This window comes from Allobosea sp. AK1 (assembly GCF_006714945.1).
Lineage (GTDB): Bacteria > Pseudomonadota > Alphaproteobacteria > Rhizobiales > Beijerinckiaceae > Allobosea > Allobosea robiniae.
This window is the reverse complement of the sequence record NZ_VFMG01000001.1, coordinates 1,498,218-1,519,208: the sequence shown is the minus strand read 5'-3', so window position 1 is coordinate 1,519,208 and position 20,991 is coordinate 1,498,218. Positions and strand designations below refer to the sequence as shown.

22 protein-coding genes are annotated in these 20,991 nt (G+C 66.4%); 11 read left to right on the top strand and 11 right to left on the bottom strand.

Features of this window, described 5'->3' with window-relative positions; translation table 11 throughout:
- The first annotated feature begins 132 nt into the window (after positions 1-132).
- From FHT98_RS07680 to FHT98_RS07670, 4 genes are read left to right on the top strand one after another with little or no spacing between them, the layout of a single operon-like run.
- On the top strand, positions 133-501 hold the full coding sequence (locus FHT98_RS07680) for a DMT family transporter (protein ID WP_139163512.1): 369 nt from the start codon (positions 133-135) through the stop codon (positions 499-501).
- 7 nt (positions 502-508) lie between these two features.
- Positions 509-631 carry a hypothetical protein gene (locus FHT98_RS26620; protein WP_282568645.1) on the top strand — a complete coding sequence of 41 codons (123 nt, stop codon included), beginning with the start codon at positions 509-511 and terminating at the stop codon, positions 629-631.
- 4 nt (positions 632-635) lie between these two features.
- Entirely contained in the window at positions 636-1,640 is a 1,005-nt protein-coding gene (locus tag FHT98_RS07675; protein ID WP_061970599.1) for an NAD-dependent epimerase/dehydratase family protein, read from the top strand.
- Positions 1,637-3,085 (top strand): aspartate aminotransferase family protein, encoded by a 1,449-nt coding sequence (locus FHT98_RS07670; RefSeq protein ID WP_142113483.1) that lies wholly within the window; start codon positions 1,637-1,639, stop codon positions 3,083-3,085. Before FHT98_RS07675 ends, FHT98_RS07670 begins: the two co-directional genes overlap by 4 nt.
- Positions 3,086-3,174: 89 nt before the next feature.
- On the opposite strand, the gene FHT98_RS07665 is transcribed toward FHT98_RS07670, so the two are convergent.
- The 6 genes from FHT98_RS07665 to FHT98_RS07640 all read right to left on the bottom strand — a co-directional run bounded on the left by FHT98_RS07665 (position 3,175) and on the right by FHT98_RS07640 (position 8,179).
- Positions 3,175-3,474: a hypothetical protein gene (locus FHT98_RS07665; protein WP_061970601.1), complete on the bottom strand. Its 300-nt coding sequence runs from the start codon at positions 3,472-3,474 to the stop codon at positions 3,175-3,177.
- A 133-nt stretch (positions 3,475-3,607) separates the two neighbouring features.
- Complete coding sequence (locus FHT98_RS07660; RefSeq protein ID WP_185745099.1) at positions 3,608-4,222, bottom strand: TlpA disulfide reductase family protein; 615 nt, start codon at positions 4,220-4,222, stop codon at positions 3,608-3,610.
- Between the two features lie 92 nt (positions 4,223-4,314).
- A complete protein-coding gene (locus tag FHT98_RS07655) occupies positions 4,315-5,625 on the bottom strand; it encodes an FAD-binding oxidoreductase (protein WP_142113479.1) in 1,311 nt (436 codons plus the stop codon).
- Positions 5,622-6,512: a UbiA family prenyltransferase gene (locus FHT98_RS07650; protein ID WP_185745098.1), complete on the bottom strand. Its 891-nt coding sequence runs from the start codon at positions 6,510-6,512 to the stop codon at positions 5,622-5,624. The genes FHT98_RS07655 and FHT98_RS07650 overlap by 4 nt, the downstream gene beginning before the upstream one ends.
- A gap of 219 nt (positions 6,513-6,731) precedes the next feature.
- Positions 6,732-7,616: a tellurite resistance TerB family protein gene (locus FHT98_RS07645; RefSeq protein WP_142113475.1), complete on the bottom strand. Its 885-nt coding sequence runs from the start codon at positions 7,614-7,616 to the stop codon at positions 6,732-6,734.
- A 92-nt stretch (positions 7,617-7,708) separates the two neighbouring features.
- Positions 7,709-8,179: an Lrp/AsnC family transcriptional regulator gene (locus FHT98_RS07640; protein ID WP_091856829.1), complete on the bottom strand. Its 471-nt coding sequence runs from the start codon at positions 8,177-8,179 to the stop codon at positions 7,709-7,711.
- A gap of 132 nt (positions 8,180-8,311) precedes the next feature.
- On the opposite strand from FHT98_RS07640, the gene hppD reads away from it, so the two are divergent.
- Positions 8,312-9,445, top strand: a complete 1,134-nt coding sequence (hppD, locus tag FHT98_RS07635; protein ID WP_061970611.1) for a 4-hydroxyphenylpyruvate dioxygenase — start codon at positions 8,312-8,314, stop codon at positions 9,443-9,445.
- Between the two features lie 39 nt (positions 9,446-9,484).
- Here the strand turns inward: hppD and FHT98_RS07630 are convergent, their stop codons facing one another.
- From FHT98_RS07630 to FHT98_RS07620, 3 genes are all read right to left on the bottom strand, one after another.
- Positions 9,485-10,279, bottom strand: coding sequence for an AprI/Inh family metalloprotease inhibitor (locus tag FHT98_RS07630; protein ID WP_185745097.1), 795 nt, complete (start codon positions 10,277-10,279; stop codon positions 9,485-9,487).
- Positions 10,264-11,238 carry a 2-hydroxyacid dehydrogenase gene (locus FHT98_RS07625; protein WP_142113471.1) on the bottom strand — a complete coding sequence of 325 codons (975 nt, stop codon included), beginning with the start codon at positions 11,236-11,238 and terminating at the stop codon, positions 10,264-10,266. The genes FHT98_RS07630 and FHT98_RS07625 overlap by 16 nt, the downstream gene beginning before the upstream one ends.
- A gap of 146 nt (positions 11,239-11,384) precedes the next feature.
- Positions 11,385-12,161: a FadR/GntR family transcriptional regulator gene (locus tag FHT98_RS07620; RefSeq protein ID WP_061970616.1), complete on the bottom strand. Its 777-nt coding sequence runs from the start codon at positions 12,159-12,161 to the stop codon at positions 11,385-11,387.
- Positions 12,162-12,399: 238 nt separating this feature from the next.
- Between FHT98_RS07620 and FHT98_RS07615 the strand changes: the two genes are divergently transcribed.
- The 5 genes from FHT98_RS07615 to FHT98_RS07595 all read left to right on the top strand — a co-directional run bounded on the left by FHT98_RS07615 (position 12,400) and on the right by FHT98_RS07595 (position 17,955).
- On the top strand, positions 12,400-13,452 hold the full coding sequence (locus FHT98_RS07615) for an ABC transporter ATP-binding protein (RefSeq protein ID WP_061970618.1): 1,053 nt from the start codon (positions 12,400-12,402) through the stop codon (positions 13,450-13,452).
- A 228-nt stretch (positions 13,453-13,680) separates the two neighbouring features.
- Positions 13,681-14,985, top strand: coding sequence for an ABC transporter substrate-binding protein (locus FHT98_RS07610; protein WP_061970620.1), 1,305 nt, complete (start codon positions 13,681-13,683; stop codon positions 14,983-14,985).
- Between the two features lie 138 nt (positions 14,986-15,123).
- A complete protein-coding gene (locus FHT98_RS07605) occupies positions 15,124-16,080 on the top strand; it encodes a carbohydrate ABC transporter permease (RefSeq protein ID WP_091856832.1) in 957 nt (318 codons plus the stop codon).
- Entirely contained in the window at positions 16,073-16,975 is a 903-nt protein-coding gene (locus FHT98_RS07600) for a carbohydrate ABC transporter permease (RefSeq protein ID WP_061970623.1), read from the top strand. Before FHT98_RS07605 ends, FHT98_RS07600 begins: the two co-directional genes overlap by 8 nt.
- 74 nt (positions 16,976-17,049) lie before the next feature.
- The gene (locus tag FHT98_RS07595) at positions 17,050-17,955 is read left to right on the top strand and encodes an NAD(P)-dependent oxidoreductase (protein ID WP_142113469.1); all 906 of its coding nucleotides are present in this window, start codon (positions 17,050-17,052) and stop codon (positions 17,953-17,955) included.
- A gap of 7 nt (positions 17,956-17,962) precedes the next feature.
- Here the strand turns inward: FHT98_RS07595 and FHT98_RS07590 are convergent, their stop codons facing one another.
- On the bottom strand, positions 17,963-19,030 hold the full coding sequence (locus tag FHT98_RS07590) for a LacI family DNA-binding transcriptional regulator (RefSeq protein ID WP_142113466.1): 1,068 nt from the start codon (positions 19,028-19,030) through the stop codon (positions 17,963-17,965).
- 101 nt (positions 19,031-19,131) lie between these two features.
- Between FHT98_RS07590 and FHT98_RS07585 the strand changes: the two genes are divergently transcribed.
- On the top strand, positions 19,132-20,043 hold the full coding sequence (locus tag FHT98_RS07585) for an NAD(P)-dependent oxidoreductase (protein WP_142113464.1): 912 nt from the start codon (positions 19,132-19,134) through the stop codon (positions 20,041-20,043).
- 10 nt (positions 20,044-20,053) lie between these two features.
- Here FHT98_RS07585 and FHT98_RS07580 read toward each other — a convergent pair whose 3' ends face one another.
- Positions 20,054-20,797 (bottom strand): aspartate/glutamate racemase family protein, encoded by a 744-nt coding sequence (locus tag FHT98_RS07580; protein ID WP_142113462.1) that lies wholly within the window; start codon positions 20,795-20,797, stop codon positions 20,054-20,056.
- Positions 20,798-20,991 lie beyond the last annotated feature (194 nt).

Below are 20,991 nucleotides of genomic sequence, written 5' to 3'. Positions count from 1 at the left end.
GCATTTTTCAGCGATCTCGGCAGGAACCGCTTAACGCTACGATCAAGTCGATCCCTGCCCCTAAGGTATTTGAAGTGTTTTCGGCTGCATTCCGGTGGCGACAAAAGCCATGCGGAGCCGGCAAGCGCCACCATGAACGCCTATCTTCCCCTGATCCTGTTCACGGTGCTGACCAATGCCGCCGCACAACTGATGCTGAAGCGCGGCATGACCGGGGTCGGCTCGCTGAATGTTGCCGGCGATGGGCTGGTCGCGACGGTTTTCCGCGTCGTCTTCAACCCCTTCGTCTTCGCGGGCCTGTGCACCTTCGTCGTCAGCATGGCCTCGCACCTGATCGTGCTCTCGAAGGTGCAGATCAGCTACGCCTACCCGTTCCTGAGCCTCGCCTATGTCGTGGTCGCGGCCTACGCCTATTTCGTCTTCCACGAAGACCTGAGCGCGATGCGCATCGCCGGCATCGGCTTCATCGTGCTGGGCACCATCTTCATCGCACAAAGCTGAGGGAAACATGGACCTGATCGTACGCCTGTTCCTGCGCCTCGGCGCCCTGTTCGAGCCGCCGGCCGTCCCGCAGCCGATCCCGGTACCGGTGCGCAATCGCCCGCGCCTGCCTGTCGATCGCCGAGGCTGAACCGATGAAGCACATCATCATCGGCGGCGACGGCTTCGTCGGCTCGCATCTGGCGGCGGATCTCTCCGCCATGGGCGAGGAGGTTCTGGTCGCCGACATCCACCAGAGCGGCCATGCGCATTACGCCAAGGTGCCGTTCCTGAAGATCGACGTCACCAAGGCCGAGAGCGTGGACGCAATCCCGCTGGCGCCGGATGACCTCGTCTATAATCTCTCTGCCAAGATGCTCTCGCCGATCGTGACGCGGGCGGAGCGGCACGACTTCTTCTGGCCGGTGAACTATCACGGCACGCAGAACATCCTCGCCTGGATGGAGAAGAACGGCGCCAACCGGCTGGTCCATTTCACCACCGACATGATCTACGGCCATTCGGTGAGCGTGCCGCAGGACGAGACGCATCCGGCCCATCCGCTCGGCGAATACGGCGAGAGCAAGCTCGCGACCGAGCGGCTCGCCGACGAGTACCGCGCCAAGGGCTTCCGCATCCCGATCTTCCGGCCACGCCTGATCATCGGGCCAGGCCGCCTCGGCATTCTCGTCAAGCTGTTCAAGCTGATCGACATGAACCTGCCGGTGCCGATGATCGGTTCGGGCAAGAACCCCTACCAGTTCATCTCGGTCTTCGACTGCGCCAGCGCCTGCGTCGCGGCCTGGAAGGCGGGCTTCCCGAACGAGGCCTATAATCTCGGCTCCGACGATCCGCCGCCGGTGCGCAAGCTGCTCGGCGACCTGATCAAGCATGCCGGCTCGAAATCGATCCTGCTGCCGACGCCGGCCTCGCTGGTGAAGCTGACGCTGGATACGCTCGACGCGATCAACCTGCCGATCATGGATCCCGAGCAGTACAAGATCGCCGACGAGATCTGTATCCTTGACACCTCCAAGGCCAAGCGCGAGCTCGGCTGGGCGCCGCAACATCGCGACGAGGACATGCTGCTCGCCGCCTATACCGAATACCGCAAGGCCAAGGATGGCCCGAAACAGGCCGAGAGGAGCCTCGCCGCATGAGCATGCCCGCTTTCAAGAACGAGGACATAGCCGTGACCCATGCCCGGCCGCAGCTCATCAGCGTGGAAGCCGCCAAGCAGCTCGACGCCGCACAGGTGAAGGAGCTCTTCGCCAACCATATCAATCCCGGCCAGCTCCATTTCCTGAAGCTGCTCGGCTTCGACAAGATCCTCGTCGATCGTGCCGAAGGCATGCACTACATCACCAAGGACGGCCGCAAGATCCTCGATTTCTTCGGTGGCTTCTGCTCGGTCGCCTTCGGCCATAACCATCCGCGCATCGTCGCGGCCCGGCATAAGTTCCAGGACGAGAACCGCCATGAGATCTGCATGGCCTTCATGTCGCAATATGCGTCCGCGCTGGCGAAGAACCTCGCCACCATCGCGCCGGGCGATCTCGACATGGTCTTCCTCGGCTCGACCGGCTCGGAGGCGATGGAGGCGGCGCTGAAGGTCGCCGAGCAGGCGCAGGGGCCGGAGAAGTCGAAGATCCTGCACGCCGCGAACTCGTTCCACGGCAAGACCAAGGGCGTGCTCTCGGTCACGGATTCGACGCTCTACCAGTCGCAGTTCAAGCTGGTCGAGAACCGGGTCAAGGTGCCGTTCGGCGACATCGCCGCCGTCCGGCAGGCACTGGAGAGCGATCCCTCGATCGGCATCGTCGTGATGGAGACGATCCAGGGCGGCGGCGGCATCGTCGAGGCGCCCGAGGGGTTCTGGCGCGAACTGCGCGCGCTCTGCGACAAGCATGGCGTGCTCTGGGTCGCCGACGAGGTGCAGTGCGGGCTCGGCCGCACCGGCCAGTTCTTCGCCTTCGAGCGTGACGGCGTGGTGCCGGACGTGACCGCGCTCGCCAAGGCGCTGGGCGGCTCCAAGGCGGCGATGGGCGCGATGATCGCGCGTCGCGAAATCTACATGAAGGCCTATGGCAAGCCGAAGAGCGCGCTGATCCATGCGCAGGCGACCTTCGGGGGCATGGGCGAGGCCTGCGTCTCGTCGATCGAGGCCCTCAACGTCCTCTATGACGAGGACCTGATGGGCAATGCCCAGCGCCAGGGCGACTACCTGATCGAGAAGCTGAACGGCCTGCGCGCCAAGTATCCGAGCCTGATCAAGGAAATCCGCGGGCGCGGCCTGATGATCGGCGTCGAGTTCCAGGACATCAGCGAGACCATGCCCTTCGGGCTGAAGCACATGGTGGCGCTGCTCGACGACAAGCTGAAGGGCTCGCTTTGCGGCTTCGTCGGGGCGCTCCTGCTGAAGGAGCACGACGTGCTCGTCGCCTTCACCGAGTACAATCGCAACGTCATCCGGCTGGAGCCGCCATTGATTGTCACGCGCGAGCAGTGCGACGAGTTTCTCGCGGCTTTCGAGGATGTGCTGTCGGGCGGTGTCACCGGCATCGTCACCGGCTACCTGCGCAAGGTCGCGGTCGGCAAGGGCTGACCGGTTCGCTCACCAGCAACAAAAAAAGAGGCCGGCTTGCGCCGGCCTTTTGAGTCAGGGGTCTCGAAACAGGGGTCTTCCAGGAAAACTCAGTAGTAGCCGCAGACCCGGCGGTAGCCGATGACGTTGCCCCAGCGGTCGAAGCGCTCCACCATGTCGCAGGAGCGGACGGGGGCGGCGTAGTAGCCGTAGCCATAGGAAGGGCGAGTGGCGCCGGCGATGATGGCCCCCGCAGCGAGCGCGCCGACCACACCAGCTCCGACACCCCAGCCCCGGTGGCCGTAGCCATAGCCCCAGCGCGGGCGGGCTTCGGCGCCGGACGCGATCATGGTGGTGGCCAGGGTCAGGGCCGCGAGGGTCGCGGTCACGGTCTTGCGGAACGTCGTCATGCTCGTCTCCCGATTGCTGCGAGGGCGAAGGTCTCGCTCTCCATGCTCATTGGTCGCAGGGGGCGGCGGGCAGGTTCAAAGGCGATGAGAAGTTTTTTCGGGGGCGTTTCAGGCCGTCTGCCGGCCGGTGCGATCAGCTCGCTGCCCGCCCGTAGAAGCGCAGCAGCTCGAGCCCTTCCGGGCTGGTCCAGTCCGCTTCGCCAACGAGGTAGCCGACGCTGCGTGCCTCGCGATCGAGCAGATAGGTCATCGGCATGCCATAGAGCGGGAAGGGGGTCGGCTTTGCCGATTTCGGACCGGAGGCCACGATTCCCTCGGCATCGATGAAGGTCGTGAGGTCGGCGAGGCGGAGCCGGTCGAGATAGGTCCTCACGGTCGCGGCCGACTTGTCGAGCGAGACGGGTAGGACGACGAAGGATTCGCGGGCGGCTCTCGCCTGGAGCCGGCGCAGGATCGGCAATTCGCGCCGGCACGGCGGGCACCAGCTCGCCCAGAAATTCAGGAGGACAGCCTTGCCGCGATAGGCGGAGAGCGGCCGGGTCTTGCCGGAGAGGTCGGTGAGAACGAGGGAACCTGCCTCTTCCGGCGGATCGATCTGGACGAATTGCGAGCTCGGCCCGGCAAAGCGCGGAGGCTGCCGGGCCGCGACGGGCGTCGCGGCCAAGGGCGAGAGCAGGGTGAGGGCGAGAGCTTCGCGGCGCGTTGGCGAATGGGCGGTGTTCCGGCCCGGTGCCGGCTGATCGTTCACGGACGTAGTCATGGGCCGCAGCTAGCAGCCGGCCGCCTGTCGGGGAACCGTCGCAGTGCTGACCTCACCGGGCTGTGATGTCGCAGTCTGCTCTACTGCGCCGTGACCCGCCGCCAGAAATCGGAGGAGAAGCCGGGGTCGATAAGCGCAGCGAAGTCGCGCCAGCGCGGGAAGGATGCCGCGAAGGTCGCGGGCGACATGCGCGCGTCCTTGTAGGGGTTGACCCGCCCGCCGGCGGCGATCGCGAGGCCGTCGAGCCGAGACAGCAGCTGCTCGGTCCGTTCGCCGCGATTGGGAAAGTCCAGCGTCAGCGTGGCACCTGGCATGGGGAAGGACATCAGGCCGGGCGAAGGCTTGTCGCCGAAAAGCTTCAGCACCGTCAGGAAGGAAGCCTCGCCCGCGGCGAGCGTCTGTCTCAGCATCTCAGCGACAGTGTCGGGGGCCCGGTCGAGCGGGACGGCGCATTGGAATTGCCGCAGGCCCTTCGGACCATAGGCGCGGTTCCAGTCGCGGACGCGGTCGAGCGGGTAGAAGAATGGGCGATAGGGCACCCGGCGGGTGAGGCCGTCGCTTGGCTGACTGCTGCGATAGAGCCAGTTGAACGCGCTCAGCGTCATGCGGTTGATCAGCGGGAAGGGCGGCTTCAGCGGAAACGACAGGGAGCGCGCCGGACGTGGCGCCGGGATGCCGGAAGCGGGAGCATGGTTGGCGCGGAAGAAGACGCCGCGGCCGAGATCGCGCCCGCCGGCGAGCGAGTCGATCCAGGCGACAGTGTAGTCATGCGTGGCATCGGATGCGGCTGCGATCTCGAAGAAGCGATCGAGATTGCCGAAGGGCAGGACCTCCTGCGCCATCTCGGCCGATGCTATCGGCATGAGCTGGAGCGTCACCTGCGTCACCAGGCCGGTGAGGCCGAAGCCGCCGATGGTTGCGGTGAAGAGCTCACTGTTGAGGTCGGGCGCGCAGATCAGGCGCTGCCCGTCCGAGCGGACGAGCTCGAAGGCGCGGACATGGCTGCCGAAGGTGCCGGCGCTATGGTGGTTCTTGCCGTGGACGTCGTTGGCGAGCGCCCCGCCGATGGTGACGAAGGCGGTGCCGGGCGTGACCGGCGGAAACCAGCCGGCCGGCACGGTGATCTCGAGCAGCCGGTCGAGCAGGAGGCCGGCGCCGCAGGTGATGAGGCCGGTCTCGCGGTCGAAGGCGAGGATGTCGTCGAGATCGCGCGCGTCGATCAGCGTGCCGCCGTCGTTCAGGCAGGAATCGCCATAGGAGCGTCCGTTGCCATAGGCGAGGGCGGGGCGGTGGCGGGCGGGGGCTTCGAGCCAGTCGCGCGCATCGACGATCCGGCTTTCGCGGGCTGCGAGCCCGCCCCAGGAGCGATAGTCCGAGAGCGGGGCGCTCACGGCAGGAAGGTCGCGGCGACCATGATCAGGGCCACCACGAGCCCCATGAGCTGGCTGCGCCAGTCGCGGATCATGAAGACCAGCGGATCGTCCGGCATCTGGCCGCGACGGGCCAGGAACCAGATCCGCGCCATCTGGTAGAGGATGATCGGGCAGATCAGCCAGATCAGCTTGGGCTGGCTGTAGAGCTGCTTGACGTTGGCGCTGTCGACATAGAGCGCCATGATCAGGGCGCAGGTGCAGCCCGAGGCCATGCCGAGCTGCGACAGCGCCTCGATATCCTCGGCGTGATAGCCACGCCCCGCCTTCTTCAGCCCGGACTGGTCCTGGGTGAGGCGCAATTCGGCATAGCGCTTCACCAGCGCCAGGCTGAGAAACAGGAACATCGCGAAGGCCAGCAGCCAGGAGGATATCGGGATGGCGGCGGCGGCATTGCCGGCGAGGATGCGCAGCGTGTGCATGGCGGCGAGCCCGAGGACATCGACAAGGAGCTTGCGCTTGAGGAAGAGCAGATAGGCGAGCGCCAGGAACAGATAGGTCAGCAGCGCGAGGAGGAAGTTCTTCGGCTGCGGCACCAGCAGAGCCGTCGAAAAGGCAGCCGCGAGCAGCGCCGGCACGGCGGCATAGGCCTGTGTCGCGGTGATCTCGCCGGCTGCGAGCGGGCGCTTGCATTTGGTCGGGTGGCGCCGGTCGGCCTCGACATCCTTGATGTCGTTGAGGAGATAGACCGCGGAGGCGATCAGGCTGAAGGCGACGAAGGCGATCAGGCCGAGCCAGAGCGCGTGCGGATCGAAGGCGTCGTGGTTGAGCAGGATCGGGACGAAGACCAGGCCGTTCTTGAGCCAGTGATGCGGCCGCATCGCCCTGATCATCGCGGTCACAGACATGGTTCGGCCCGTCTCCCCCAAGACATGGGTCGGCCTCCGCATCGCGGAACCCGACTGCCGGCTCAGCCGGCGCGGGCGTTATCGGCGGGAAACTCCTAAGCGCAGGTGCACATGGCGTCGAAACGGGCAGTGATTTCAACGCCATGCTTAACATCGGGCTTCCGCGGTCCGCGAAAGCCGGAGACGGCCGGCGCCGTGCTCGGGCGCCGGCCGAAGCGGTCAGACCTTCGCGGCGCTGGCGGCGGCGTCGATATTGGCGACGAGCTCGGCATCGAGGCCGAGCGAGCCGGCGAGGCCCGCCAGGAAGTCCTTCTCGGCGGCATTGTCCGGATTGATGGCGATGCGCGCCGCCGTATAGATCTGTGCGGCGAGCTCGGGGCTCTCGGCCGCCTCGACCAGCGCGTCGATCGAAGCCGGCTTCGCCATCTCCTGCGCCAGCCACTCATGCGCCTCCTGTTCGAGGCCGGCCTCCTTCAGGCCGCCGAGGATGGCGCTCTGCTCTTCCGCATCGATATGGCCGTCGGCGGCTGCGGCTGCGATCATCGCGCGGATGAAGACCAGAGCGGTCGCTTCGGTCGCGGCCTGCGGTTCGAAGCCGGTGCCGGCGGGGGCGGGCAGCACCTCCTGCTGGGCTGCGTTGAGCAGCGGCTTGCCGGCCTGATAGTTCTGGTAGGCCTTGTAGGCGAGGCCGCCGATCAGGGCGAGGCCGCCGAGCTTGGCCGCCGAGCCTGCGACCGAGCGGCCGGTGCTGGTGCCGAAGACGAGGGCGCCGAGCCCGCCGAGCACCGCGGTTGCCAGCGCCGGATTATTGCTGAACACGCCCTTGGCCTGCTCGATGAGCTGATCCGGCGTCCGGCCGCCGGTGACCCGGCCGAGCGCATCGCCGGCGCCCTGCTGCACGCCGGTCTGGCGCGCCGCGTCGCCGAGCCCTTGCGTCGCCTGGGTCAGGATCTGGCCAGCCAACCCGCCGAGGCCGCCGGAACCCTGGATCTGGCCGGCCAGCCCGCCGAGCATGCCGCCAAGGCTGCCCTGCTGTCCGGCCTGTGTGCCGGCCTGGCTGCCGGCGCTGATCAAGGCGTCGAGCAGGGATTTGGCATTGAACATCTGGTTTCTCCTGTTGGCGGCTGAGGCGCCGCGCAGTCGATCCGCCGCATGAAAACGGCGTGACCAAGGCGCCAGTTTGCACAGCAGCGCGCTCAAGTCATCGGCAGCGGCAGAACTCCCGGTTCCTTCAGCGTTTCCAGCGCAATCTCGGAGCGGACGCGGGCGACGCTTTCATGCGGCATCAGGATTTCGTTGACGAGCCGGGCGAGCGCCTTGAGGTCGCCGACCGCGACCTTCAGCAGGTAATCCGCCTCGCCGGTCAGGGCGTGGGCCTCGAGAATCGCGGGCGTCAGCTTTACGAGATCCCGGAAGCGGCGGGCATTGTCGCGCGAATGCGTATCGAGCGCGACATGGATGAAGACGATGACACCGAGGCCGACGGCGGAAGGTTCAAGCGCCGCCCGGTAGCCGCGGATGACGCCCTCCTGCTCCAGCCGCTGCCGTCGACGCGACACCTGGCTCGCCGATAGCCCGACTGTCTCCGCCAGGGCGGCGTTGGTCAGGGAAGCATCATTCTGGAGAGCGTCCAGCAGGCGCCAGTCGAGTGCGTCAAGCGTGGCCATGTCGTGCGTCTTTAGTATCTTTCATGCGTGTATCATGCATTCAATTTTCCTGATGAGGCAATTTTGCACGGAATTTGCCTGATCTTTGCGCGATCATGGGGTATCCAGCAAGAGCCGACAGGAGGAATGTCCATGGGTCCGTTTCCGCACGATGCTGCCCCACCCGCGATCTCGGCCGCCAACCCGATGGGAACGGACGGATTCGAATTCGTCGAATACGCCCATCCTGAGCCGGAGAAGCTCGGCGCCCTGTTCGAGACGATGGGCTTCACGAAGGTTGCTCGCCACCGTTCGAAGCAGGTGACGCTCTACCGGCAGGGCGACGTGAATTTCGTCGTCAATGCCGAGCCCGATTCCTTCGCGCAGGCCTTCGCCGCCGCGCATGGCCCCTGCGCCTGCGCCATGGCCTTCCGCGTCGTCGATGCGAAGCACGCCTTCGAGCGGGCCGTGTCGCTCGGCGCCGAGCCCTATGAGAGCGCGATCGGACCGGGCGAGCTCGCGATCCCGGCCGTGCGCGGCATCGGCGGGTCGCTGCTCTATTTCGTCGATCGCTATGGCGAGAAGGGCTCGATCTGGGATGTCGATTTCGAATGGATCGGCGAGCGCGACCCGCATCCGGAGCAGGCTGGGCTCTACTATCTCGACCACCTCACCCATAACGTCATCCGCGGGCGCATGGACCATTGGGCCGGCTGGTACGGCAAGCTGTTCAATTTCCGCGAGATCCGCTTCTTCAATATCGAGGGCAAGCTGACGGGCCTGATCTCGCGGGCGCTGACTTCGCCCTGCGGCAAGATCCGCATACCGATCAACGAGTCGCTCGACGACAAGAGCCAGATCGAGGAGTACCTGCGCCAGTACAAGGGCGAGGGAATCCAGCATGTCGCGATGGGCTCGCGCGACATCTATGCCAGCGTCGAGGCCCTGCGCGGCAACGGCCTGCCCTTCATGCCGTCGCCGCCCCCGACCTATTACGAGAAGGTCGATGCCCGCGTGCCGAACCATGGCGAGCCGGTCGAACGGCTCAAGGCCAACGGCATCCTGATCGACGGCGAGGGCGCGGTCGCGCTCGGCGAGAAGGCCGGCCGGATGAGCAAGGTGCTGCTGCAGATCTTCTCGGCAACGGTGGTCGGACCGATCTTCTTCGAGTTCATCGAGCGCAAGGGCGATGACGGCTTCGGCGAGGGCAATTTCCGCGCCCTGTTCGAATCGATCGAGGAAGATCAGATCCGTAGGGGCGTGCTAAGTCCGGTGGCGGCGGAGTAGCCAAGCGAACCGCATGGCCGGCTCGGCCGGTCATGCGTGCTACGGCGCGAGCTTGCGCATCAGGAGCGGTGCCCCGACCGCGGGGTCCTTGCGCCATTGACCGTTCTCGAAGACGAGGTCGGTGCCGTGGCCGCGACGCGCGACGAGCGTCAACCGGCCGCCGGCATAGCGCCAGCCGACGGGATCGAAGATCGTCAGTCCGGTATCCGGGCAGGTCCACTCGAAGGCGGCGGGCTGGTGGCCATCGGCGGCTGCGGGCGAGAGCAGGAGGCGGCAGGCCTCGCGGTTCTGCTGGCGCATCAGGACATAGCGCCCCGGCAGAGTGTCGGGCGCTGGCGCCGTTGCCGGATCGACGACCGTGACGCGTTGGGCTGCGGTCGCTGCCTGATTCTGCGGCGCCCGGGGCGCGATGCGGGGGTGGTTCTGCGATGTCAGCCGATAGGCCTTGCCATCGCTGCCCTTGCCGTCGAGCCCGGTCTCGGGCGTTCCCTTCTGGAAGCCGATGACCTCCTTGCCGTCGGTATCCAGAAACTGGGGTTGCCCGCCCGCCGCCAAGGTCCAGGAGGCGGCGGTGCCGAGGACCGGCAATGCACGCCGGCACGTGGCGGGGAAACGCAACTGCCGCCGGTTGCCGGTGGCTTCCGCGCCGAGCGTGACCGTGCAGCTTCGGGACGCGCCCGCCAGTTCGAGGTCCCAGGCGCCGAGCCAGCGGCGGATCGCGTCGGGCGCCTTGTCGGCGCCGCGCGGCAGCGGCGCCGTCTGCGCGACCGCCGGCAGGGAGCTGGCGGCCAGGATCAGCAGAGGCAGAAGCTGGCGGATCAGGCCTTTTTCCATGGGGTCTCCGACACGGGCGATAGCGGGCCCTTGCCATCGAACCATGAAACCAGGTTGTCGACCAGAAGCTGGCCCATCGCCTCGCGGGTATGGACCGAGGCCGAGCCGACATGGGGCAGCAGCACGGCATGCTCGATCGCGATCAGCTCTGCCGGCACGCGCGGCTCGTCCTCGAACACGTCGAGGCCGGCGGAGAGGATGGTCTTGTCCTTGAGCGCCTTGATCAGCGCCTGCTCGTCGACGACGGTGCCGCGGCCGACATTGACCAGGATGCCGTTGGGACCAAGTGCCTTCAGCACCTCGGCATTGATGATGTGATGGGTCGAGGCTCCGCCCGGCGCGACCGAGATCAGCGTGTCGACATCGGCGGCCATGTCCACCAGCGACGGGTAGTAGCGATAGGCCACGTCCGCCTGGCGCGAGCGGCCGTGGTAGACGACCGGCAGGCCGAAGGCCTCGATGCGCTGCGCCACCGCCTTGCCGATGCGGCCGAGGCCGACGATGCCGACCTTGCGGCCGCGCAGCGAGGTGGTGAGCGGATAATTGCCCTGCAGCCACTTGCCCTCGCGCAGGTAGCGGTCGACCTGCGGGAGCTGCCGGACGGTGGCGATCAGCAGGCCCAGCGCGAGATCGGCGACCTCGTCGGTCAGGACATCGGGCGTATTGGTGACGACGAGCCCACGCCGGCCGGCTTCGGTGGCGTCGACATGGTCATAGCCGACGCCGAAGCTCGAGATGACCTCGACCTTCGGAAGCGCGTCGAACAGCGCGCCATCGACCCGGTTGTGCCCGCCGCCGGCGGCAACGCCGCGCACGCGGTCCGCGACCTCGCGCAGCAGGGCGGCGCGGTCGGGCGCCTTCCACAGTTCATGGACGGTGAAGCGCGCCTTGAGCTGGTCGGCGGCATAGGCCATCAGCGGGCCGGTCTGAACGATTTCGGGCTTGGTGGAGGCTGTCATTGTCTGGCTGTCCGTGAGATGTGGCGAAGGGCGTTGATTCGGCTTGTCTGAATCGATTAAAATGAAACTACGCGGCCTGCCGGAACGGCATAGCCCCGCTGCCGCATGAGCGCTATCCGATCACGTTCCGCCGGGAAAGCGGGCGCTCATTTAGTATGCTTTATTCTGGCGATTTTCCCAGCCTCCGTCGCGAAATGCGTGCCGAGCGAGGCCAGCGTGGTATTGAGGCTGTCGATGACGAGGCCGGCCATGCGGGCCGAGGCAAGGTCGCCGTCGCGGTCGATGATGGCGAGCAGCACATGCTCATGGTCGGGCAATGATTCGATATAGGCTGCTTCGTCGCCGGTCTTGAGCAGCAACGACCATTGCAGGGTGGCGATGACCGCGCTCGACAGGCATTGCAATGCGGCGTTCTGGGCGGCGGAGAAGATCGCCTCGTGGAAGGCGAGATCGGCCCGGATCGTCGCTTCGGCATAGGGCGCGCCGTCGGCCATGCCGCGATAGGCGGCTTCGATCCGGGCAATGTCGGCGGAGGTCCGGCGCTGCGCGGCGAGGCGGGCGGCGCTCGGCTCGACGAAGCGGCGCAACTCGAAGAGATCGCGGATGAATTTCTCGTTGGGGTCGGCCTCGAACTGCCAGGACAGGACGTCCGGATCGAGCAGGTTCCAGCGCTCGCGCGGTGCGGCACGGGTGCCGCTCTTCGGACGGGCCTCGACCAGCCCCTTGGCGGTGAGGACCTTGACGGCTTCGCGATAGGCGGTGCGCGAGACCGATATCTCGGAGCGCAGGTCGTCTTCGTTCGGCAGGACCTCGCCCGCCCGGACGCGACCGGTGATGATCGCGACGGCAAGCTTCTGGGCGACCTGGCCGAAAAGCCGGTCCGGATTGAGCGTCGTCGGCCGCGAGAAGTCGCGTACCCGCATCGCTGGTGCCCCTCCCTCGGGCGCCTTCGGCCAGCCAAAATTTGCGGCATCCCGAAGGTTGTGGCGGCGCTTGACAGGGCCGCTTCTATCGTATGACTTTATCGCAGATTGGAACGGACACAATCGTCGGGATCAGGCGGTGTCCGCTTTCATCATTCGGTCACAAGAAACCGATTGTGGTCACGGGCCGCTGCAAGGCGGGCGCGTGATCAGGGAACGGAAAACAGGGAAGGACGGCATGGCTTCAGTCCAGATTGCCGATGTGCGCAAGGCCTACGGGTCGACGCAGGTCATCCACGGCGTCGACATCGACATCGACGACGGCGAGTTCGTCATCCTGGTCGGTCCGTCCGGCTGCGGGAAGTCGACGCTGCTGCGGATGATCGCCGGGCTCGAGAACATCTCGGGCGGCGAGATCAAGATCGGCCCGCGCGTGGTGAACGACGTTCCGCCGAAGGAACGCGACATCGCCATGGTGTTCCAGAACTATGCGCTCTATCCGCATATGACGGTCGCCGACAACATGGCCTTCTCGATGAAGCTCCGGAAGGCGCCGAAGGCCGAGATCGACGACCGCGTCGGCAAGGCCGCGGGCATTCTCGGCCTCGACAAGCTGCTCGATCGCTATCCGCGCCAGCTCTCGGGCGGTCAGCGCCAGCGCGTCGCGATGGGCCGGGCGATCGTGCGCGATCCGCAGGTCTTCCTGTTCGACGAGCCGCTTTCCAATCTCGACGCCAAGCTGCGCGTGCAGATGCGCACCGAGATCAAGGAGCTGCACCAGCGCCTGAAGACCACCACGGTCTATGTCACGCACGACCAGATCGAGGCCATGACCATGGCCGACAAGATCGTCGTGATGCATGACGGCATCGTCGAGCAGATGGGCGCCCCGCTCGATCTCTACGACAACCCCGCCAACCTCTTCGTCGCGGCCTTCATCGGCTCGCCCTCGATGAACCTGCTCAAGGGCAAGATCGTCGGTAACGGCTTCGAGACCGAGGGCGGCACCGTCTGGCCGATCGGCAAGCATCCGGTGGGCTCCGACGGCCTTGCCGCGGTGCTGGGCATCCGCCCCGAGCATTTCCGTCTCGATCCGAACGGCCTGAAGGCTGAAGTCTCGGTCGTCGAGCCGATGGGCTCGGAGACGCAGGTGGTCGTCCACTGCGGCGGGCAGGACCTGACCTGCATCTTCCGCGAGCGCATCTCGGCGAAGCCCGGCGAGACGATCGGCATCACGCCCGATACCAGCGTGACGCATCTGTTCGACGCCGCGACCGGCAAGCGCATCTAAGGGCACGCGCCGGTCGGGTTGCGATGCGATCCGATCGAGCCATGCGTTCTTGATGCAGAGTATCCGAGGCGGCTTTCCGATCGGGTCGGTTCAATCTGATCGGACCCGGCTCCAAGAAATTCGCCGCCCCGAAGGCAGGGCGGCGGATGATCGCTGTCAACGCCCATCATCATGCAGGACGGGGGTCCCATGCAGGCCGCCGCCGCCCCAACGGAGGAGACGGTTTCCATGAGCATTTCAAGAAGAGACGTTCTGATCGGCGGCGCCGGGCTCGCGGCGGGCGCAACCCTGCCGCTGTCTTCGGCCATCGCGCAGGCCGATGTCGAGAAGGGCGCGACGCTGCGTGTGCTGCGCCCGACCAAGTTCGTCGATCTCGATCAGCAGATCTTCGACGAGAACACCGCCGCCTTCACCAAGGCGACGGGCGTGCAGGTCAAGGTCGACTATGCCGGCTGGGAAGACCTGCGGCCGCAGACGGCGGTGACCGCCAATACCGGCGCAGGCCCCGATATCGTCGTCGGCTGGGCCGACGATCCGCATATCTTCTCGGACAAGCTGATCGACCTCACCGCGCTGGCCGACGATCTCGGCAAGAAGAACGGCGGCTGGTATCCGATTGCCGAGAAATACGGCAAGAAGGACAAGACCAACCAGTGGGTCTCGATCCCGATGGGCGCTTCCGGCGCGCCGGCGGTCTATCGCGAATCCCATGTCAAGGAAGCGGGCTTCGACGCCTTCCCGAAGGATCTCGACGGCTTCCTCAAGCTCTGCCGCAAGCTCAAGGAGCAGAACCATCCGGCCGGCTTCGCGCTCGGCAACGCGGTCGGTGACGGCAACGCCTTCTGCAACTGGCTCGTCTGGACCCATGGCGGCCATATGGTCGACGAGAACAACAAGGTCACGATCAACTCCAAGGAGACGATCGAGGCGCTGAAATACGCCAAGGCGCTCTACGAGACCTTCATCCCCGGCACGCTCTCCTGGCTCGACATCAGCAACAACAAGGCGCTGTCGGCCGGTGAAGTCTCGGTCACGCAGAACGGCGTCTCGCTCTATTTCTCGATCAAGAATTCGAAGGACGAGAAGACTGCGGCGATCGGCAAGGACCTGAACCATGCGATGATGCCGGTCGGGCCGCTCGGGCGCCCCTCGGAGCCGGCGCTGATCATCAACGCCATGGCGTTCAAGCACACCAAGTTCCCGAAAGCGGCGCTGGCCTATCTGCGCTTCATGATGGAGCGCGAGAACTACGACAAGTGGCTGACCGGCAGCTCCGGCTACTGGGCGCAGCCGCTCAAGGGCTATGCTGACAGCAAGGTCTGGTCGAGCGATCCCAAGATCCTGATCTATCGCGACACCTGGGAACGCGCGCTCTGGAGCGGCTACAAGGGCTCGATCAACGAGGCCGCGGGCACCGTGAACGCCGAGTATGTGGTCGTGCAGATGGTCGCATCCGTCTGCGCCGGCCAGGCGACGCCGGAAGAAGCGGCCAAGGAAGCCGAGCGCCGCGCCAAGCGCTACTACCGGACCTGATGCGCTCCGCGCGCTGATCCGGAGACACGCGGCCGCCGGCTTGCCCGGCGGCCGACGCGAGATCGCATCGGATATCCCTGAAAGGCGGCTTCAAGCCTTTCGCCCCGGTGCCCCAGCAGACCCGAACGCGAGGGCGCCATGGCCGTAGCTGCCGCCGAATCGCGAACCGTCCACAGCCTGCAGCACAGCTGGCTGGTGCGTCTGTTCGACAACAAGCCATTCCTGATCTTCCTGTGCCTGCTCCCGGCGGCCGGCTTCCTGCTGGTCTTCCTCAGCTATCCGCTGGGCCTGGGCATCTGGCTCGCCTTCACCGATACGCGTATCGGCAGGCCCGGCATCTTCATCGGCTTCGAGAATTTCGTGTCGCTCTGGCAGGATCGAGTGTTCATCACCTCGGTCTGGAACACGTTGCTCTACACCGGCGTGGCGACCTTCGGGAAATTCGCGCTCGGCCTTTGGCTGGCGCTCCTGCTCAACAACCACCTGCCGTTCAAGTCGTTGCTCCGGGCGATCATCCTGATTCCCTGGATCGTGCCGACCGTGCTTTCGGCGATCGCCTTCTGGTGGATCTACGATCCGCAGTTCTCGATCATCTCCTATGTGCTGGTCGACGTGCTCGGCTGGCGCGACACCTACATCGACTTCCTGGGCCAGCCCTGGCCGGCGCGATTCTCGCTGATCGCCGCCAATATCTGGCGCGGCATTCCCTTCGTCGCGATCAGCCTGCTGGCCGGCCTGCAGACGATCTCGCCGGCGCTCTACGAGGCGGCGATGCTGGACGGTGCCAATTCCTGGCAGCGCTTCCGCCATGTCACGTTGCCGATGCTGATGCCGATCCTGGCGATCGTGCTGACCTTCTCGGTGCTGTTCACCTTCACCGATTTCCAGCTCGTCTACGCGATCACCCGCGGCGGACCGGTCAATGCCACGCATCTGATGGCGACGCTTGCCTTCCAGCGCGGCATCCCGGGCGGACAGCTCGGCGAGGGCGCGGCGATCGCGGTGGCGATGATCCCGTTCCTCGTGATGGCGACGCTTTTCAGCTATTACGGCCTGTCCCGCCGCAAGTGGCAGCAGGGGGAAGACAATGACTGACCAGACCCTCGCCACGCGCCCGCAGCTCACCGACAAGGAGCGCGAAGGCGTCATCGACTGGTCGTCCGGCCCGCGGCGCTTCATCACGCTCTACCTGCCGCTGTCGGTCTTCCTGCTCGTGCTGCTGTTCCCGTTCTACTGGATGGCGATCACGGCGATCAAACCGAACGGCGAACTGCTCGACTACAAGAACAACAACCCGTTCTGGGTGAAGTCGCCGACGCTGGAGAACATCAACAAGCTGCTCTTCCAGACCGACTATCCGCAATGGCTGTGGACCACGATGATGGTCGCGGCCGTGGCGACGGCGCTGTCGCTGTTCTCCAGTGTGCTCGCCGCCTATGCGATCCAGCGGCTGCGGTTCAAGGGCTCGCAATATGTCGGCCTGGCGATCTATCTCGCCTATCTCGTGCCGCCGTCGATCCTGTTCATCCCGCTGGCGACGCTGATCTTCCAGTTCGGCCTGTTCGACTCGCCGCTGGCGCTGATCCTGACCTATCCGACCTTCCTGATCCCGTTCTGCACCTGGCTCCTGATCGGCTATTTCAAGTCGATTCCCTACGAGCTCGAGGAATGCGCGATGATCGACGGGGCGACGCGCTTGCAGACGCTATGGCGGATCACCTTGCCGCTCGCCATGCCCGGGCTGATCTCGGCCGGCATCTTCGCCTTCACCCTGTCCTGGAACGAGTTCATCTATGCGCTCGCCTTCATCCAGTCGGCGGAGAAGAAGACGGTTCCGGTCGCGGTGCTGACCCAGCTCGTCGAGGGCGACGTCTATCACTGGGGCTCGCTGATGGCCGGCGCGCTGCTCGGCTCGATCCCGGTCGCGATCCTCTACTCCTTCTTCGTCGACTACTACGTGGCGTCGATGACCGGTGCCGTGAAGGAGTAGCCGGCTTCGACGCCGGCTGTCTTGCGGGCATGGCGCAAGCTGTGCCCGCTTTCGTTCAAAGAGTGTCTGCCCCGATGTCCCATCAATCGATCTCCAGCATCGCCTTCGTCGGGCTCGGCGCCATGGGCGCGCCGATGGCCGAGAACCTCGTCAGGAAGCAGTTCCGTGTCACCGGCTTCGACATGCGCGAAGCCGCGCGCGAGGCGCTGGTCGCGGCCGGCGGGCATGCGGCTGCGAGCGCAAAGGAAGCGGCCGAGGGCGCCGAGGCACTGCTGCTGATGGTCGTCAATGCGGCGCAGGCGCGCTCTGTGCTGTTCGAGGCCGGGGCGCTCGCCGCGCTGGCGCCGGATGCGACCGTCATCCTGATGGCGACCTGCCCACCGGGCGAGGCGGAGGCGATCGCCGCCGAGGTGACGAAGACCGGGCGGCATTTCATCGACGCGCCGGTCTCGGGCGGCGTCAACGGCGCGCGCAACGCGACGCTGACGATCATGGTCGGCGCGCCCTCCGAGAGCTTCGCGCGGGCGAAGCCCGTGCTCGACGCGCTCGGCGACAAGGTCTTCCATGTCGGTGAGAAGGCCGGGCAGGGCGCGACGGTGAAGACTGTCAATCAGCTGCTCTGCGGCGTGCATATCGCGGTCGCGGCCGAGGCCTTGTCGCTGGCCGAGAAGGCCGGCATCGACGGGCGCCTGCTGTTCGAGATCATGGGCGGCTCGGCCGCTTCGTCCTGGATGCTGCGAGATCGCGGGCCGCGCATGCAGGAGCCCGATCCGGTGGTCGCGAGCGCCGTCGACATCTTCGTCAAGGACCTCGGCATCGTGCTCGATGCCGGGCGCGCCGCTAAGACGGCGCTGCCGCTGGCCGCGGCGGCGCACCAGATGTTCCTGTCGGCGTCGGGCCTCGGGCATGGCGGGCGCGACGATTCACAGGTGGTGCGGGCCTATCGCGCGCTCAACGCCAAGCCTGCGAACGATGCCTGAAGAAGACTCAGCGCGGCGGCGGGCTGGTCGTGCCCCTGACGATGAGGGCCGGCGTCAGCAGGAGCCGCTGCGTCGGGGCATGGGGGTCGGCGATGCGGTTCAGCAGGAACTCGGCGGATTTGCGCCCCATCTCGTCCTGGAAATTGCGGACGGTGGTCAGGGCCGGGTACCATTGCGCGGCTTCCTGCACATCGTCGCAGCCGACGATCGAGAAATCTGCCCCGGCCTCCAGCCCGCGATGGCGCAGGCCGAGCATGGCGCCGAAGGCGGCGAGGTCGTTCATGCAGACGGCGGCGGTCGGCGGGGCCTCCGCATCGAGGACCTTTTGCATGCCCTTCAGCCCGTTCTCGCGGGTGCCGTAGTCGAAATGGACCAGCGCCGGGTCGAAGGGCAGGCCATAGCGCGCAAGCGCCTCGCGGTAGCCGGCATAGCGGTTGCGGCCGGTCGAGATGTTCTCGTTGGCGCAGAGAAAGGCGATGCGACGGTGGCCGAGCCCGATCAGATGCTCCATCGCCAGATTGGTGCCGTGGCGGTCGTCGGAGCCGACGAAGTCGAGGTCGAGCTCAGGGATTTCGCGCGAAAGCTGGACGATCGGTATGCCGGCATCGACGAGCGGGAGCAGGTTCTCGGCCGTGCTGGCGCCGGCCGGGCAGAGGACCATGCCGTCCGGCCGGTATTCGGCGAGCGTGCTCAGCACGCGCTGCTGCCGGTCCAGGTTCTCGGCATAGGTCCCGAGCAGGATCGAGCGGTCGTTGCGGGCCGCGGTTTCCTCGATCGCGGCCAGCAATTCGGCGAAATAGGGGTTGGTGATGTCGTGGAAGCCGACGCCGATGATGTTGGTGCGATCGGTGCGCAGCGAGGCGGCGCTGCGATTGTAGCTGTAGCCCATCTCGCGGGCGATCTCGCGCACGCGGTTGCGCGTGGCTTCCGCTACAAGCTGCGAGCCGCGCAAGGCCAGAGACACCGTCGCGGTCGAGACCGAGAGTCGCTCGGCGATGACCTGCAAGGTCACGCGGCCGCGGCCTGGCGGCGGGCTCTTGGGCTGGCGGAGCCCGGGCGGGTCGCTCGCAGTCATGACTCGTCCACACTGAGCGCAGGCCTCGCGGCCGGCTTCCGGTCCGGCCATGTCGCCGACGTCCGGGTCCATCTCAACCATATCAGCGGGAGAATTTGAAGATGAGCGCACGCAAAGAGTCCATCGGCTTCATCGGCGTCGGCTTCATGGGGCAGGGCATGGCCCGTAATCTTGTGGACAAGGGCTTTCCGCTGACCGTGATGGGACACCGCAACCGCAAGCCGGTCGAGGAGCTTGTCGCGGCCGGGGCGGTGGAAGCGAAGACGGCGAAGGAGCTCGCGGCGCGCTCCGACATCATCTTCCTGTGTGTGACCGGCTCGGCCCAGGTCGAGGCGGTGGTGAAGGGCGAGAGCGGCATCGTCGCCGGGGCGAAGCCGGGCACGGTGATCGTCGATTGTTCGACCTCCGATCCCACGGTGACGGTGAAGCTCGCGGCCGAGCTTGAGGCGAAGGGCCTGCATCTCGCCGATGCGCCGCTCGGCGGCACGCCGGCGCAGGCCGCGCTCGGCCAGCTCTCCGCGATGATCGGGGCCTCTCCCGAGGTCTTCGCCCGGATCAAGCCGGCCTGCGAGGCCTGGGCACAGAAGATCGTGCATCTCGGCCCCGTCGGCGACGGCCACAAGATGAAGCTGATCAACAACTTCCTGTCGCTCGGCTATGCCGCGATCTATGCGGAGGCCCTGACGCTCGGCCAGAAGATCGGGATCACGCCGCAGACCTTCGACAGCGTCATTCGCGGCAGCCGCATGGATTGCGGCTTCTACCAGACCTTCATGCAATATGTGCTGGAGCGCGACCGCGACGCTCATAAGTTCACGCTGAGCAACGCGCTGAAGGACGTGCGCTATCTGGAGAGCGTGGCCAACGAGGCTGGCGTGGCCAACCCGATCGGCAATGCCGTGAAGAACAGCTACGCGGCCGCCGTCGCCAGCGGCAAGGGCGAGGATTACGTGCCGATGCTGTCGGACTGGATTGCGGGCCTGAACGGCACGTCGATCGCCGGCAAGGGCTGAGATCGCCCGTTCAGGGCTGCGCCAGCAGCCGCGAGAGGCCGTCCGAGAGCCCGGTGCTGGCGACGGGAGCGGGCAGGGCGAGGTCGCCTTCCCGCGGCTTCGGCTGCGGCTGGTCGAGTTCAGCCAGCAGCATCCGGATGCCGGCCTCGGCCGAGCAGATCACGGGCACGTCGACAAGCGGCTGGACGCGCGGCGCAAGGCCTGCAAGCCCGGCGCCGCCGAGGATGACCGCGCCGGCGCCGTCGCGCTTGGCCACCCGGCGGCAGGCTTCGGCGAGCATCGCGATCGAGCCGTCCGGGTCGCGGGCGATATCAGCGCCGGTGGGAGCCACGGTCTCGACGGCGGCGAGGCGGCTGCCCAGCCCGATCGAGCTGACGAATTCGTGCAGGATCGGCCCCCAGCGCTCGCCGCCGGTGACGATGGCGAAGCGCTCGGCCTGTTCCGCGGCATAGCGGCTGCTGGCCTCCGCCATGCCGATCACCGGGATGCGAGCCATTTCCTTGAGCGCGAGCAGGCCGGGATCGCCGAAGCAGGCGAGGTAGACGCCGTCGCAATCCCCGCCATGCTCGGCGAAGGCTTCGAGCGCGGCATGGGCGGCGATGACGCCGGCGCTGCGGCTGGCGATGTAATGCGCGCCGAAGCGACCGGTGACCGGCACGAGCTCGGCCTGCGCCGGCAGATAGGGCTGGACCACGCGCGCGACCAGCGCCGTCATCTCCGGCATGGTGTTGGGATTGAGCAGGAGAATGCGCAAGCGAGGCCTCACGATCCGTGAACCAGCCGGGACCCGCCGCCGATCTCGCGATCGGGCAATGGCGGTGCAGCGGCTGCCAGGAGTGAACGATGTCTCATCGGTCTGAAATCAACAGCAGATTTGCCGTTCGGCTCGCAAGCGGATGAATGGAGAAACAGTGCTTCCATTCCGGCAGGGTCGGGCGTCGCTGGCAC

Bases quoted from the DNA above. Each gene is read 5' to 3' on its own strand.
- FHT98_RS07675 (WP_061970599.1), top strand. From the start codon at position 636: ATGAAGCACATCATCATCGGCGGCGACGGCTTCGTCGGCTCGCATCTG.
- FHT98_RS07630 (WP_185745097.1), bottom strand. From the start codon at position 10,279: ATGGAAAAAGGCCTGATCCGCCAGCTTCTGCCTCTGCTGATCCTGGCC.
- FHT98_RS07680 (WP_139163512.1), top strand. From the start codon at position 133: ATGAACGCCTATCTTCCCCTGATCCTGTTCACGGTGCTGACCAATGCC.
- FHT98_RS07620 (WP_061970616.1), bottom strand. From the start codon at position 12,161: ATGCGGGTACGCGACTTCTCGCGGCCGACGACGCTCAATCCGGACCGG.
- hppD (WP_061970611.1), top strand. From the start codon at position 8,312: ATGGGTCCGTTTCCGCACGATGCTGCCCCACCCGCGATCTCGGCCGCC.
- FHT98_RS07615 (WP_061970618.1), top strand. From the start codon at position 12,400: ATGGCTTCAGTCCAGATTGCCGATGTGCGCAAGGCCTACGGGTCGACG.
- FHT98_RS07595 (WP_142113469.1), top strand. From the start codon at position 17,050: ATGTCCCATCAATCGATCTCCAGCATCGCCTTCGTCGGGCTCGGCGCC.
- FHT98_RS07590 (WP_142113466.1), bottom strand. From the start codon at position 19,030: ATGACTGCGAGCGACCCGCCCGGGCTCCGCCAGCCCAAGAGCCCGCCG.
- FHT98_RS07600 (WP_061970623.1), top strand. From the start codon at position 16,073: ATGACTGACCAGACCCTCGCCACGCGCCCGCAGCTCACCGACAAGGAG.
- FHT98_RS07640 (WP_091856829.1), bottom strand. From the start codon at position 8,179: ATGGCCACGCTTGACGCACTCGACTGGCGCCTGCTGGACGCTCTCCAG.
- FHT98_RS07665 (WP_061970601.1), bottom strand. From the start codon at position 3,474: ATGACGACGTTCCGCAAGACCGTGACCGCGACCCTCGCGGCCCTGACC.
- FHT98_RS07605 (WP_091856832.1), top strand. From the start codon at position 15,124: ATGGCCGTAGCTGCCGCCGAATCGCGAACCGTCCACAGCCTGCAGCAC.
- FHT98_RS07650 (WP_185745098.1), bottom strand. From the start codon at position 6,512: ATGTCTGTGACCGCGATGATCAGGGCGATGCGGCCGCATCACTGGCTC.
- FHT98_RS07670 (WP_142113483.1), top strand. From the start codon at position 1,637: ATGAGCATGCCCGCTTTCAAGAACGAGGACATAGCCGTGACCCATGCC.
- FHT98_RS07610 (WP_061970620.1), top strand. From the start codon at position 13,681: ATGAGCATTTCAAGAAGAGACGTTCTGATCGGCGGCGCCGGGCTCGCG.
- FHT98_RS07625 (WP_142113471.1), bottom strand. From the start codon at position 11,238: ATGACAGCCTCCACCAAGCCCGAAATCGTTCAGACCGGCCCGCTGATG.
- FHT98_RS07585 (WP_142113464.1), top strand. From the start codon at position 19,132: ATGAGCGCACGCAAAGAGTCCATCGGCTTCATCGGCGTCGGCTTCATG.
- FHT98_RS07645 (WP_142113475.1), bottom strand. From the start codon at position 7,616: ATGTTCAATGCCAAATCCCTGCTCGACGCCTTGATCAGCGCCGGCAGC.
- FHT98_RS26620 (WP_282568645.1), top strand. From the start codon at position 509: ATGGACCTGATCGTACGCCTGTTCCTGCGCCTCGGCGCCCTGTTCGAG.